At 64.9% G+C, this 13,726-nt stretch carries 13 protein-coding genes and 1 pseudogene; 4 read left to right on the top strand and 10 right to left on the bottom strand.

All coding sequences use genetic code 11. The features are described 5' to 3' along the window. Positions 1-24: 24 nt before the first annotated feature. The 6 genes and pseudogenes from OS914_RS11860 to OS914_RS11885 all read right to left on the bottom strand — a co-directional run bounded on the left by OS914_RS11860 (position 25) and on the right by OS914_RS11885 (position 7,187). Positions 25-1,083 carry an ABC transporter ATP-binding protein gene (locus tag OS914_RS11860; protein ID WP_267546341.1) on the bottom strand — a complete coding sequence of 353 codons (1,059 nt, stop codon included), beginning with the start codon at positions 1,081-1,083 and terminating at the stop codon, positions 25-27. Positions 1,084-1,178: 95 nt separating this feature from the next. After that, the gene (locus OS914_RS11865) at positions 1,179-2,675 is read right to left on the bottom strand and encodes an ABC transporter permease (protein WP_420713947.1); all 1,497 of its coding nucleotides are present in this window, start codon (positions 2,673-2,675) and stop codon (positions 1,179-1,181) included. A gap of 119 nt (positions 2,676-2,794) precedes the next feature. Next, entirely contained in the window at positions 2,795-3,847 is a 1,053-nt protein-coding gene (locus OS914_RS11870) for an iron ABC transporter substrate-binding protein (protein ID WP_267546271.1), read from the bottom strand. Between the two features lie 160 nt (positions 3,848-4,007). Then, positions 4,008-5,396: a GAF domain-containing serine/threonine-protein kinase gene (locus OS914_RS11875; protein WP_267546272.1), complete on the bottom strand. Its 1,389-nt coding sequence runs from the start codon at positions 5,394-5,396 to the stop codon at positions 4,008-4,010. Positions 5,397-5,805: 409 nt separating this feature from the next. After that, positions 5,806-5,907: pseudogene (locus OS914_RS11880) on the bottom strand (SRPBCC family protein); the annotation flags it as partial. A gap of 86 nt (positions 5,908-5,993) precedes the next feature. Further along, positions 5,994-7,187, bottom strand: a complete 1,194-nt coding sequence (locus tag OS914_RS11885) for a glycoside hydrolase family 76 protein (protein WP_267546273.1) — start codon at positions 7,185-7,187, stop codon at positions 5,994-5,996. A gap of 155 nt (positions 7,188-7,342) precedes the next feature. Here OS914_RS11885 and OS914_RS11890 point away from each other — a divergent pair, with 155 nt between their 5' ends. After that, positions 7,343-8,119: an SDR family NAD(P)-dependent oxidoreductase gene (locus OS914_RS11890; RefSeq protein WP_267546274.1), complete on the top strand. Its 777-nt coding sequence runs from the start codon at positions 7,343-7,345 to the stop codon at positions 8,117-8,119. Continuing rightward, complete coding sequence (locus OS914_RS11895) at positions 8,119-9,327, top strand: acyl-CoA dehydrogenase family protein (protein ID WP_267546275.1); 1,209 nt, start codon at positions 8,119-8,121, stop codon at positions 9,325-9,327. Before OS914_RS11890 ends, OS914_RS11895 begins: the two co-directional genes overlap by 1 nt. Here the strand turns inward: OS914_RS11895 and OS914_RS11900 are convergent. Beyond that, positions 9,313-10,221 carry a DUF1684 domain-containing protein gene (locus OS914_RS11900; RefSeq protein ID WP_267546276.1) on the bottom strand — a complete coding sequence of 303 codons (909 nt, stop codon included), beginning with the start codon at positions 10,219-10,221 and terminating at the stop codon, positions 9,313-9,315. The two genes, OS914_RS11895 and OS914_RS11900, sit on opposite strands and share 15 nt — an antisense overlap. A gap of 16 nt (positions 10,222-10,237) precedes the next feature. On the opposite strand from OS914_RS11900, the gene OS914_RS11905 reads away from it, so the two are divergent. Continuing rightward, positions 10,238-10,561 carry a hypothetical protein gene (locus tag OS914_RS11905; RefSeq protein WP_267546277.1) on the top strand — a complete coding sequence of 108 codons (324 nt, stop codon included), beginning with the start codon at positions 10,238-10,240 and terminating at the stop codon, positions 10,559-10,561. 3 nt (positions 10,562-10,564) lie between these two features. Here OS914_RS11905 and OS914_RS11910 read toward each other — a convergent pair whose 3' ends face one another. Continuing rightward, complete coding sequence (locus OS914_RS11910) at positions 10,565-11,239, bottom strand: DedA family protein (RefSeq protein ID WP_267546278.1); 675 nt, start codon at positions 11,237-11,239, stop codon at positions 10,565-10,567. 86 nt (positions 11,240-11,325) lie between these two features. On the opposite strand from OS914_RS11910, the gene OS914_RS11915 reads away from it, so the two are divergent. Beyond that, on the top strand, positions 11,326-11,925 hold the full coding sequence (locus OS914_RS11915; RefSeq protein ID WP_267546279.1) for an O-acetyl-ADP-ribose deacetylase: 600 nt from the start codon (positions 11,326-11,328) through the stop codon (positions 11,923-11,925). On the opposite strand, the gene OS914_RS11920 is transcribed toward OS914_RS11915, so the two are convergent. Further along, on the bottom strand, positions 11,898-12,818 hold the full coding sequence (locus OS914_RS11920; protein ID WP_267546343.1) for a pseudouridine synthase: 921 nt from the start codon (positions 12,816-12,818) through the stop codon (positions 11,898-11,900). The genes OS914_RS11915 and OS914_RS11920 overlap by 28 nt on opposite strands. A gap of 74 nt (positions 12,819-12,892) precedes the next feature. Further along, positions 12,893-13,723 (bottom strand): DNA-formamidopyrimidine glycosylase family protein, encoded by an 831-nt coding sequence (locus OS914_RS11925; protein ID WP_267546280.1) that lies wholly within the window; start codon positions 13,721-13,723, stop codon positions 12,893-12,895. Between the last annotated feature and the right edge of the window lie 3 nt (positions 13,724-13,726).

The following is a 13,726-nucleotide window of genomic DNA, read 5'->3' on the forward strand; positions in this document are numbered from 1 at the left end:
CTTAAACGCCGCTGGTGCAGCGCGTTAGGCGAAGGGGAACGCCACGCCCTCGCCCACCACGCGCAGGCTGAGCCGGACGCCCGGACGGGCGAGCATGGCATTCCAGTGCCGGATGCTGATGATTTCCCCACCCGTGGGCTGGTGCGGATCCCCGGACAGGGCAAGTGGTTCAAGCTGCAGCCGGACGGTGGTTTCGGGGCCGAAATAGTCCGTGTCCACCACCGTTCCGTGGATGGGACCGTCCTCGGCAATGCGGATCTGCTCGGGCCGCAGCATCAGCAGGACGCGCCCCTGGGCGGGTGGGCGGCGAACGGGAATCCCGCCTAGCGAGCAGGTGGCCAAGGAGCCCTCCATCCACGCTTCAAGGATGACGGCGTCGCCGAGGAATTCAGCCGTGGCGCGGTCGGCAGGGCGGGTGTAGACAACAAAGGGATTGCCGATCTGTGCCAGCGTTCCGTCCCGCATAACGGCCACCTGGTCCGCAAAGGAGAGCGCCTCGGCCTGGTCATGGGTGACCAGGATGGTGGTCACCCCGGCCTCGGACAGTGTCGCCGCCACTGCCCGGCGGGTGGCCACACGCAGGCCGGCATCCAGTGCGGAAAACGGCTCGTCCAGCAACATCAGCGCCGGCTCCCGGGCCAGCGCACGGGCCAGGGCGACGCGTTGCTGCTGGCCGCCGGAGAGCTGGTGCGGGCGCCGTTTTGCGTAGGAAGGGTCCATGGACACCATTTCGAGCAGTTCTGCCACCCGGCCCGCAGCCGCCTTTCCGCTGCGGCCGGCCAGACCAAAGGCTACATTCTGCCCCACCGTCAGATGGGGGAACAGTGCGCCGTCCTGGGCCACGTAACCCACCTTGCGCCGGTGCGCCGGGATCCAGTCCGACGGACCCGCCACTGCCTGACCGTCCAGTGAAATGGTGCCCGCGTCGGGTGCCTCGAAGCCGGCGATGAGGCGCAGCAGCGTCGTCTTGCCCGATCCGGATGGCCCGACTATCGCCGTCGTCCGTCCTTTGGCGACGGCTAGGTCAACTCCCTTCAGGATTTCGGTCCCGCCGAAACTCTTGCGGGCTCCCTCGATCAGCAGGTGATTATCCGTCGTGGCGGCGACGGGCGCAGAGGGCCGCCGGACGCGGGCTGTGTGCGGGTGGCGCGGCCGCTGTTGGGTCTGGCGCGATTCGGTCACTGTCCGGCTGCTTTCTTGGATTGCGAAAATAGGAGGTAGGTCATGGGGGTGGAAAGCAGGATCATCAGCAGCGCATAGGGGGCCGCACCGGCGTAATCGATTTCGCTGCTCAGCGTCCAGAACTCCGTGGCCAAAGTTGTGGTGCCATTCGGGGAGAGCAGCAGCGTGGCGGTCAATTCGTTGACAATACCCAGAAAGACCAAGGCCGCTCCGCCCGCCGCGGCTGGGGCGCTGAGCCGCAGCGTCACCTTCAAAAAGGCGGTGAAAGGTGCCTTACCCAGGGCGCGCGCAGCTTCATCCAGCTCACGGGGCGCCTGTGCCAGCCCAGCGCGCAGGTTGACCAGGGACCGTGGCATGAACAGCAGCACATAGGCGGCAACCAGGACGGTGGAGGTCTGATAGATGGTCGGCAGCCCGTGCACGGTGATGGTGACAAACGCCAGGGCGACGACGATACCCGGCATGGAGCTGCTGATGTAGTTCACTGCCTCCAGGGTTTTACTGAGCCAGCCCGGGTGCCGGACGGCAAGATACGCCAACGGGAAGGCGAGCGCTGTGGTGACCAGGGCGCCGGCGAGTCCGTAGCCGAGCGTCTGCAGCAGCGAGGACACCAGCTCCGGACGGGCCCAGATGAGGCCACCGCCGGCGATCAGCCAGCGGCCCACGTGATAGAGCGGAACGCCGAGGGCCAGTGCGGTCAGTGCCGCCAGCGCCAGCTGGGCGGGGACGGCCTGCAGGCCGAGTGCGAGCCGGCTGGGGGAGGCCTGCGCGCCGGAACCGATCCGGGAGTAGCGGGCGTTGCCGCGGGTGCGGGATTCAGCCAGCAGCAGCAGGAGGCAGAAAACCACCAGCACGCTGGCGAGCATATTGGCCGCCGCTCCATTAAAAGTGGATTGATACTGCTCGTAAATGGCCGTGGTGAAGGTGTCGAAGCGGATCATCGCGAAGGCGCCGTATTCGGCCAGCAAATGCAGCGCCACCAGCAGGGCGCCGCCGGCCATGGCCAGTCGCAGCTGGGGCAGCACCACGCGGGCGAACACCCGCCAGGACCCCAGGCCCAGGGAGGCGCCGGACTGCTCCAGTGCCGGGTCCATTCGGCTCAGCGTCGCGGCAACGGGAATATAGACCAGTGGGAAATACGAAAGCGTGGAGATCAGCACGCCGCCGAAGATCCCGCTCAGCGACGGGATAGCGCTGACCCAGGCATAGCTGTTGACGAAGGCGGGAATGGCCAACGGGGCAGCGAGCAGCAGCGACCAGCCCCTGTGCCCGCGCAGCGAAGTGCGCTCCACCAGCCACGCCCCGCCCACCCCGAGCACCACGCACAGCGGCACGGTAATGACCACGAGGGCGATGGTGTTCATCAGCAGCTCGGCTACCCGGGGGCGGAAGACCAGGGCGGAAATGGTCTCCCAACCGGCGCCGACGGTCATGACGGCGACATAACCCAGCGGCAGCAAAGCAAATGCCGCGATCAGCACGGAGATCAGCACGACGACCAGCGGGGGGCCGGAGCGATTGCTCTTGCGCCCCGCTGGCCCGGGTGCTGGACCCAAAGCTGTGCCGGCGGGACCGGTTAGCGGCCGTGCCGCCGTCGTTCTTGCCACAGCTTCTAGAGTAGCCCTGCGCTGGTCATGAGCTCGCTGACCTTCTGGGAGTTCAGCTTTGCGGGGTCAATCTTCGGGGCGTCCAGATCCGCCAGCGGCGTGAGCTTGTCATTGGCGGGGACATTGCTGGCCACCGGGTATTCAAAGGAACCACCCGTCTGCACGATGGTCTGCCCCGCCTTGCCGGTGACGAACTTCAGGAACTGCTGGGCTTGCGCCTGATGCTTGCTCGAGGCCAAAACGCCGCCGCCGGAGAGTGAAACAAACGCGCCCGGATCCTGGTTCTTGAAGTATTCCAATGAGATGTTATTGCTGTTCTCCCCGGTCTTGGCCTGGTCGCCGAAGTAGTAGTAGTGGTAGATGATGGCGCCATCTACCTCGCCGGCGTTGACGGCCTTCATCGCGGTGCTGTTACCCTTGTACGCCTTGGAATTTTCCTTCATGGATTTGAGCCAGCTGAGGGTGGCATCCTGACCCTTGAGTTCCAGCATGGCCGAGACAATGGCCTGGAAATCCGCGCCGGAAGGAGATGCGGCCCAGCGGCCCTTCCACGCGGGATCGGCCAGGTCCATGATGGACTTGGGCAGCTGATCGGCGGAGAGCTTGGTCTTGTTGTAGGCAAAGACCGTGCTGCGGGCGGCAATGCCGGTCCACTTGTTGGTGGAGGGACGGAACTGCTCAGGAACCTGCGCCACGGTGTCCTTGTCGATGTCCGCGAACAGGCCAGCATTTTCCACCTGCGTCATGGCCGGGGAATTTTCCGTCAGGAAAACGTCAGCCGGGGAATTCTTGCCCTCTTGGGTCAGCTGGGCAGCGAGCTCGGAATCGTCGCCGCTGCGCAGGGTGACCTTAATGCCGGTTTCCTTGGTGAAGGCGTCCGCCCAGGCTTTGGTCAGTGATTCATGCTGGGCGTTGTAGACCGTGATGCCGTTACCGGCGGCCCCGCTCCCAGCGCCGGTGGAACCGCCGCCCCCGCACGCAGTGAGCGCCAGCGTGGCAACGGTGAGCGCCGCGATGCCGGCCGCGGACTTGGATGCAACCTTAAAGGGGAACTTCACGTCTGGGAGGCCTTTCCGTAATTGACCAGAGGAGGTGTGGAACCGCAAGGGCGGTTTGCCCGGTTTCCTCCACCGACTTTAGGTGAGCCAATCCTAAGTTTCCAAGCAAAAATGGCTGTTTGTGAGCAGGATCACGTCAATTACAGTACAAAATCCTTATCTAATTACGCTCAGTCTCTCTGCGGGTGATCCGGCTGTGGCGGCTTTGCAGGCGCATTTCGAGGTCGTTCATGACGATTGCTGCCAGGTCCTGCAGTATTCGTAGTTGAGCTTCGCCGAAGTGGCGCGGTTTGGTATCGAGCACGCAGAGCGTGCCGAGGTTGTACCCATCGACCGTCTGCAGGGGGACTCCGGCATAGAATTGGAGCCCAAATTCCCCGGCGACCAGGGGGTTGGTGAGTGTGTGTGGATCGGCAAGGGCATCTGAAACTACCCACGTTTTCTGCTGCAGGATGGCTGAGGCGCATAGCCCTGGGTCCCGGCTGATCTGATCGACATCGGTACCGAAATGGGATTTAAACCAGATCCGGTCGTGGTCAACGATGCTGACGATGGCGACGGGTACGGAAAACAGCCGCGCCGCCAGCGATGTGATCCGGTCGAACGCGCCATCAGCCGGGGTGTCAAGAATACGGTAGCGGCGGACCGCCTGCATCCTCGCCTCTTCATCGGAAGGTAGGAGTGCCGAGGAGTTCCGGTGCCGGCCGGAGCCGGTGATGACTTCCTGGCGCAGTGTCAGGGAAACCTCCCGGGCGTCCGGCCGCTGGGCCGGATCCCGGGCGAGCATCGCTGTTAGTAGAGCCGCCCAGACGGGCGCTAAACCGGTGGGGATCTGCGGGTCTCTGAGCAGCCGTGCCAGGGCCGATTCCAAGGGTGCCCCGGGGTAAGCCATAATGCCAGTAAGACCCTCCAGTAGGACGAGCCCGAGGGAGTACACGTCGCTGGGTGGCCCAACAATTTCCCCGGCGGCCTGTTCCGGACTGAGGTAGGCCGGGGTACCGGATGTTCCACCTTCGTCGTCAATTCGATGCGAATCGAGCAGTGTGGCAACACCGAAATCGGTGAGCTTCGCCCGGGGACGGACGTCCGGGCCACTGTAGTCCACCAGTAGGATGTTCGCCGGTTTAATATCGCGGTGCACAATACCGCGATGGTGGACGTAGGAGAGCCCATCCGCAAGATCGTGGCCTATGAGAGCCATATGCGCCGCTGAGAAGGGACCTTGGGCGCCCCTGGCCCGTAGATTAGCTCCACGGATTAGTTCCATCACCAGATAGGTGCGCCGGTTCCCCGGATCGCTAAAGTCCGCTCCGGCGTCCAGCAGCGTTACCAGCGCATGATGGCTTAGTCCCGCGAGAATTTTCGTTTCCTTTTCGTGCTGGCGGATCTGCTCGACGTCTTCGTATTCGTTATGCGCAACCTTCACGGCAACTTCGCGTTCGAGAAGCTCATCCACCGCACGATAGACAATCGACCGGCCGCCACGTCCGATGACGTTGGCTACCCTGTATCGACCGCTCAATAAATAACCCGGCGTCAAAGCCTGCATTGCCGCTTTCCTGTCCTGGGCGTCGGAATCTCATACCCCAATAGTCTTCTCATGTCCTTATCTTTGGGCTGGGAACGTGGCCCAGTGCTGGGCACAGACAACGGAACGCCACAACAGAGGAAATGCGCCTGCGTTGGCGTTCCGGTGACTATGGCTCTACTGACTCGATGCACCCAAGACGGCGTGACGCCGACAGTTCTTCCTCACACTTCGTCAAAGTCCATGACTCCGGCGATAATCAGTGTGATTACTATTCCCCTGCGCTAATCGTACAAGATTAGTGCTGTCCGCTGACGCTGCCGCCCGGCAGTCCCGGCGGAAGGACGCCGGTGCCGGCGTCGACGCGTGACTGGTCGGCGTCCTCCGCGGACGGGCGTGCCGGCAGCGGTGCCTTCGCTGATCGTCCCCCGTAGTCCAGCGACAGATGTATCTGCGTCTGCCCGCCTCCCACATCCTCGAAGGATACGGATCCGGCGTTCGTGGCTCCCGCAGTCGCGGCACAAGCCACCTTCACCCCACCATGAAGTGGGGGAAGTCCTCGAACCGTCAGTACGCTTACTATACGCGCGTCCCTGTGCCCGGCCAGCCGTACCGGAATCAAAAATCGCTGGAGGCGGTGAGCCGGAAGGAGGATTCGAAGGCCATCCAGGCTTGAAGTTGGGTGGAAAATTCCACCGGCTGCGGCGTCTTATAGGTCGCGGCCGCGGGCGGGCCGATATCGCTGCTGAATATGGGGCGCGGGCCAGGGCTCCGGCCCGCCCACAGTTCCTCGGCGGTATCCAGGACTAGGTTTTCAGCCAGTCGGCGCGTTCGTTCGGGCAGAGCCGAATGCCGCGCCGCGATAGTCAAATAGCGGATCAGGATTCCGGTGAACAGGCCGCCGTCGCCCCCGCCGTGCAGCCGCAGCGGGCGGCGAGTGCCGCCGTCGTCTGCGGTCAGTGCAATGGTCAGGTGATGGGCGACGGCGTCAATCAGGTCGGCGGCGTGCGCCAGGTTGCGCTCGCCGCCGAGCTCCAGCATCGCGCCCAGGACCGGACCCTGGTTGTAGCTGTAGATGGTGCGTTCAATTTCGGGACCGGCCGGATGCGGGTGAACGCCGTCCATGTACAGGCCCTGCTCCGGATCGAATAGCGTACTGTGGAGCCAATCCAGCAGCTGCTGGGCGCGTAGGGGCCGGCCGCTGCGGGCAAAATGCAGCGCGGAGGGACCGGTGGCCGGAGTGTTTTTGTAGTCCCGCTTCCGCGACCAGAAAATTCCTCCGCCCAGATCGTTCGTGTGAGCCCGGATCAGCTGGGTCTCCAACACCGCCCCGGCCCGGCGCGCGCTGCGCAGACCGCGGTTGTTAATCTCCAGGGCCAACGCCTCCAGCCGTCCTGCCGCCAGCGCCAGCCATGCCATGTCGTCGTAATAGCTGTTGGTCAGACGCAGGAAGTTACGCACCCTGATGGTGCGCAGCAGCCGCCGGGACTGCACGAAAGGGGCCGGCCCGCCAGCGCCGGTACCCGTGCCGGTGCCGTGTTCCGTCCTCTGCCGCCAGGCCAAATCGACGAGGGTGTCCAGATAGTGCGCCTGCCACCAATAGTGCCAGTGTGCCCACGGTGTCAGATGGCGTATGGAGGGGCGCCGGAATCGACCCGGTGGGGCAGGGTGGGGGCCAGGGCTGTGGACGGAGGCGAGCCAGGTGCACGGCAATCCCAGCAGCCGGTGGCCGAAGCCGACGTTCACGGCGTCCGCGGCGGCTTGTGCCCGCAAGGCCCACTGCGCAGCATCGGTTCTCGGTGTCCCACTCACGGTCGCAACGTTACCGTTGGCAGTGATTTCGGCTGGCTCGACTGGCCCAACCTCCCCGTGTTCCAGGCGTCAGACATTTCAGTTAGGCTTCATTAACAGTTTCGGTACGGACCCTCGCAGCCTCATCCCATCGCAGCCTCATCGTGGAGGAAATTATGGACATCAACAATGCCGTCGCGCTCATTACCGGGGGTGCCTCCGGTCTTGGAGCAGCAACCGCCAGACGCCTGCACGCAGCTGGTGCCGCCGTCGTCCTGCTGGATCTGCCGCAGTCCGCGGGCGAGGAGCTGGCCGCGGAGCTCGGGGATCGGGCTGTCTTCGCGGCCGCGGACGTGACAAACGAAGCGCAGGTGCAGGCCGGCGTCGCCGCCGCGACCAAGCTGGGACCACTGCGCATCCTGGTCAACTGTGCCGGCATCGCTACCCCCGGCAAGGTGCTGGGCCGCGACGGCGTGCTGCCGCTGGAGAACTTCAGTCAGGTCATCCAGATCAACCTGATCGGCACGTTCAATGTGCTGCGGCTCGCTGCGCAGGCGATGGCTGCCACCGAGCCTCTGGAGGGGCCCTTCGGGACGTCCGAGCGAGGCGTGATCATCAATACAGCCTCCGTCGCGGCCTATGACGGGCAGATCGGCCAGCCGGCATATGCAGCATCCAAGGGCGCGGTGGCCGCGATGACGCTTCCCGTGGCCCGGGAACTGGCCCGCTCGCTGATTCGGGTAATGACGATCGCGCCGGGGATCTTCCAGACGCCGATGATGGCCGGCCTTCCGCAGGAGGCCCAGGACTCTTTAGGCGCGGCGGTTCCACATCCGGCCAGGCTGGGGAGGCCGGACGAATATGCGGCACTGGTGGAGCACATTGTGGCTAACGCGATGCTCAACGGGGAGACCATCCGGCTCGACGGCGCCATCCGAATGCAGCCCAAATAATGCCCGGTGACTGCGAAGAGTTGCCGCCGGCGGATTTCTACGACTTTGAGGCCCTGCTCTCGGTCCCGGAGCGGGCCAAGCTGGCGCAGCTGCGGGAGTTTCTGGCAGCGGAGGTAGCGCCGTTCGCCGCGGATTGGTGGAACGCGGCGGAATTTCCGGCACATATTTTGCCCGCGCTGGCGTGTCTGGAGCTGAGTTCGCCGGCATTGCAGGGGTACAGCCACCTTTTTGCCGGCTTTGTAGTGGCCGAGATGACGCGGGTGGACACCTCGCTGGCGACGTTTTTTCTGGTCCACCATGACCTGTTCGTCCAGTCGCTGCAGGAGTTCGGTTCTGCGGAGCAGAAGTCGCGGCTGCTGGCCGATGCCATGGCGTTGCGGATCACCGGGGCCTTTGCCCTGACCGAACCGGAGCACGGCAGCGACGTGGCGGGCGGGATGACGACGACGGCAACCCGGATCCGGGGCACCGGAGGCAGCGCTGACAGCTGGCTCATCAACGGCGCCAAACGCTGGATCGGCAATGGGACGTTCTGCGACTACATGCTGCTCTGGGCGAAGGACACCGATACGGGGCAGGTGCGCGGGTTCATTCTCGATGCGCAACTGCCGGGCGTGACGCGGACCAAGATTGAGCACAAAATAGCGCTGCGTACGGTGCAGAATGCCCATATCCTGCTGGACAACGTAACGATTGCGGAAGCGGACCGCTTTGCCGGGGTTGACGGGTTCGCCGACACCAACCAGTTGCTCCTGGGCTCGCGGGTGATGGTGGCGTGGCAGGCGGTAGGGCAGCAGTTGGCAGCGTTCGACGTCGCCCGCGGGTACGCCGTCGAACGTCAGCAGTTTGGCCGGCCGCTGGCGCGCTTCCAACTGATCCAGCAGCAGCTGGTGCAGATGCTGGGAAATGCGACCGCGAGTCTGGCCATGATGGTGCGGATCGCTGGGCTTCGTGATGCGGCCGAAGCCGGCGGTAGTTCAGGAGCCAAGATGGAGCAGGTAGCGCTGGCTAAGGCCTTCACCACTGCCAGAATGCGCGAGACCGTGGCGATGGGCCGCGCTGTGCTGGGCGGAAACGGGATTATCACGGACTACGGGATGGCGAAAATCTTCGCCGATGCGGAGGCCATCTACACCTATGAGGGCTCGCAGGAGATCAACACGCTGATCACGGGCCGGGCCATCACCGGAGTCTCAGCGATCGTGTGAGTCCGGAGCCCTTTCACCGGCTTCGATCGGCGCGTCCAAGCGGTTCCCGCGCACGGGCATGGGGCAGGTGCCGAAGGGGGTGAAAGCGCTGGGGTAGTTCACCGACCGGTTGAAATCCAGCACGACGGCGGCGCCGACCGGGGGCGGGACGGTCAGCTTGCGCCAACCGGCGGTGCTCCGGCCGTTAGTAGCGTCGTGGAAGGTGACGTCCAAGGACCCGTTCCCGCCGTCCTCCGCCAACAGGCGGTGATTGTGGCCGTCCAGCTCGAAGACCAGCTCGCCCACAATGGTCGTGCTTGCCGGCACCGACTCATTCGCGGTAGCACGGGGCACCACCTGCGGCACAGGATAGGGCTCGAACCTGCCGTGAAGTACCAGATCCGGCCGGAAATCGAAGACGGGTACGCCGCGGAATGCCTGCAGCACCGGCGATTGCGAATTCCTGGTCCGCACCAAATAGCGGCCTCCGCGCCGGGCCAGCTCCGCAACTGTGCTGCCATGTTGCACCCAGAGCAGCGACTCCTCGTCCGCCAGGGTTGCGGTTAATTTACCGGTGGCGGGGAGCTGGGTGGCCACCAGCTGGAGACCGTCTTCCGGTTCCGTGCGCAAGGTGGCGGCGCCGTCGTCCGCGTTCCGTCCGTTCTCCGCAGGCCGTCCGTTGTCCGCGCACCATAACCCTGGAAACAGCTGCAGCTCAGCTGCCTGGACGCCGAGCCACTGCAGCGATGTTGGGCTCAGCCAGCCGTGCTCCGCGGCCAACCCGGCATTGCGGTCCCGGCGGAAACGGTCCCACTCCTGATGGGCGGTACCGGTGTCGGTGGCCGGAAGGACGATGGATGAATTGGTCTTAGACATGTTATCCACGTTAGCCCCGAGGCCGGATTCTGTAGCCATTCGGTACGCTGGAATCATGCCGTCCTTCCGCGTGATTCTCAGGATTTCCGGCCTGCGCCCGGGAAACGCGCCGGAGTCCGTGCTTTCAACCGCCGTGGACACGCTCGGGTCCATCCATCTGGTAGAGGCCAACCAGCTGGACGTTGTCCGTGGGGTCCCGCAGATCAGCCTGCGTTTCACCGTGGAGGCGGGCCAGTTCGACGCTGAAAACCGTCAGGCGAGCAACGCCGGGGCGAGCGTGCGGCACGCCGTGGAGTCCGTAGCCGTCACCGGGCCGGTCACTGTTGCCCGGCGGATCCGGGGAAAGTGGCTGCCGATCGGTGGAGCCGGCGGGCTCTGACTGCTACGAACCGGGCTCTGACTGCGACGGACCGGCAACGTCGTCCGGCTCCGCAGCTGAAGTGTCCATCGGTCCCACAGCTCGGCGGTATTTCCACTGGCGGCGCCGCAGAGCGATCATGCCGGCCATCAGGACGCCGATGGCCAGGCCAACCCCAACGCCGATCAATGAATTGGCCCAGAACGGCAGGCTGGTATTGCGGCCGGTGAGATAGCCCAGGCCAACCATCCAGCAGGCCCAGATGACCGAGCCCAGCGCGCTCGCTCTGCACACCCGCAGCGTGGAGACGTTCGCAATCCCCGCGGCCGCCATTGTGGCGGTGCGTCCGGCAGGGATGAATCTTCCCGCGACCATGGCCGCAGCTGTGGAGGAGCGGCCGCCCTTGGCCGCCGCCTTGCGGATGCCCTTATGGACCATGCGGCCCCACTGGAAACGGTCCAGCACGTGCGTGAGCCGGCGCTTGAACAGGCTATAGACCAACAGGTCCCCGAGGATCGAGCCCAAAACTGCCGCAGCCAAGGCCAGCGGTAGAATCGCGTCGCCGCGGGCCGACAGCGACCCGGCGGCAATCACCATTGCTTCGGAGGGGATAGGCGGAATGGCAGCGTCCAACGCCACAGCGGCTGCCATGATCGGGTAGAGCGCGAAGGCCCAGTCGCCTGCACTCAAGAGGTCCACTGCTTCAATGTAACCGTTGCACGCCGATCCCGGTAGCACGCCGGCTGACGGTGGTGCCGCCGCTTAGCCGGTGCCAAACTGGCGGCATGGACATCAGTATCGTCGAAGGCGACATTACCCTCCGCAGGGTCGATGCAATCGTAAATGCGGCGAATTCTTCGCTGCTCGGAGGTGGCGGCGTCGATGGCGCCATTCATCGGGCGGCCGGGCCGCGGCTACTGGCTGCGTGCCGTGAGCTGCGGCGGACGGTGCTCCCGGATGGCCTGCCCGTGGGGGCGGCCGTGACAACGGAGGCCTTCGATCTGCCCGCACGCTGGGTGATCCATACGGTGGGTCCGAACCGGCATGCCGGTCAGCGTGACCCCGCGCTGCTGTCATCGTGCTTTACTGCAAGCCTGCAGGAGGCCGCCCGGCTGGGTGCGCGGTCCGTCGCGTTTCCTGCTATTGGTGCCGGGGTCTACGGCTGGCCGGCGGCCCAGGTGGCCCAGGTGGCGTTTGACGGGATCGGGCGGTACCAGCATGCGCAGCGCGCGGGCGATAGTTCAGCGGGTGCGGCTGCACCGGGTGAGACGGCGCTGATTAGGGCTGCGCTGAGTGAGCCTGAGCTGATTGAATTTGTGCTCTTCACGGGGGACATTGCATCGGTTTTCCGGGAAACCTATGCGGCTGGCAATGCGCTGAGCTGACGCCGGCTGCGGTATTCAACGTCCCGGCCGGTGAGCGGATCGGTGAAGGCGATGCTGCGTGCCAGCAGCTGCAGCGGTTTGCTGTAGTCATCCGCGGTCTCCGGATGCAGCTCGGGGTAGAACAGATCGTTCAGGATGCCGATGCCCAGGCCGGCCATGTGGACGCGCAGCTGGTGCGTCTTGCCGGTGTGCGGCTCCAGTTTGTACCTGCCCAGTCGGCGGCCCGTGCCGTCGTCGTGCGTATCCAACAGCTCGACGCGCGTTTGCGTATTAGGGTCTCCCTGAACCTCCCGCGCCAGCAAGTAAGTACGGGATTTAACCATCCGGGAGGTCACAGTGCGCGGCAGTTCCAGCTCGGGACGGACCTCTGCGACGGCCTCGTACTGTTTCTGCACGGCACGCTTTTCGAAGAGCAGCTGATACTTTCCCCTGGTTGCCGGGTTGGCTGAAAACAGCAAAACGCCGGCGGTCATCCGGTCCAGCCGATGGATCGGCACCAATTCCGGCAGCTCCAGCAGGTTGCGGAGCCGGACCAGCGCCGATTCGGCCACATATCTGCCGCCGGGGGTGGTGGGGAGGAAATGCGGCTTGTCCACCACCACCAGATCATGGTCCTGGTGCAGCACCTCCAGCTCTACCGGTATCCGAACCTCCGGGGGGACCTCACGGTAGTACCAGATGAAGCTGTGCTCGGCCAGCGGTGTGTGCTCGGTGACCACGCTGCCGGTGAGCGCACGGACCTCGCCGCGGGCAAATCGGTTCACGATGCCGGCGGCGTCCACATGGCCAAAGCGCTCCAGTACATAGTCCATCGCGGTGAGCCATGGCCCCTCCGCGGGCAGGCGCAGCCGAGTTGCATTGACGCCATTGCGCACCGGAAGGGGGGATTTCATCACGGTTCAATTCTACCGGCCCGTCGAGGCAGCACTTATGAGGCGTTTATGGCCCAGGCGTCAACGGCCCGGGGCTACGCCGGGGGCGGCTGGCAGCGGGGGCAATAGTAGATGTCGCGGGCCCGCTGCGCCGGAAACTGCGGATCCGGCAGAGTGCCATGCCGGATCAGGGCGCCGCAGCGCTTGCAGGGTTTAGACTCCCGGCCATAGACCCAGACGGCTGCGTCCCCCCGGGCAGGACCGCCGGTGGTGCTGCGCGAGGAACGGTTTTTATTAGCCTCGAGCAGCCGCTTGGACTGCTCGATCAGCCTGGGCAGGGCCGCTACGTCGCTGACCGGGAGGGCAGGATGGACGCCGGCTAAAAAGCACAGCTCGCACCGGAAGACGTTGCCGATTCCGGCCAGATTCCGCTGGTCCAATAGGGCAAGCCCGATGGAGCGGGCCGGGGCAGCGGAAATTCTGCGCAGCGCAACTTCCGCGTCCCAATCCGGGCCGAGCAGATCCGGGCCCAGATAGCCAACGGCGTCCGCCTCGCGTTCCTGCGCCAGCACCTCCAGCAGCCCGAGGGAAAATCCGACGGCCGTCGCGTCCTTGGTGCCGAGGATGCAGCGGGCGGTGAAGGCCGGCCGACGCCACTTCACGGTATTTCGTGCAGTGCCCGTCGCCGGGCCATCCGCCGGGTACACATGCCAGCTGCCCTCCATTTTCAAATGCGAGTGGATCAGCGCACCGGCGACCCGGATGAGCAGGTGCTTCCCGCGGGACTGAACGCCTTCCACCAGCGAACCGGTGAAGTCCACGGTGGCGAACGTTGGCACGCGGATATCGCAGCGTGTGAGGATCTTGCCCGTGAGCGCCTGATCCAGCTGCCGGGCCTGGCGCCAGACAGTATCTCCCTCAGGCATGAT

The organism is Arthrobacter endolithicus (genome assembly GCF_026627425.1).
In the GTDB taxonomy this organism is placed as follows: Bacteria; Actinomycetota; Actinomycetes; order Actinomycetales; family Micrococcaceae; genus Arthrobacter_M.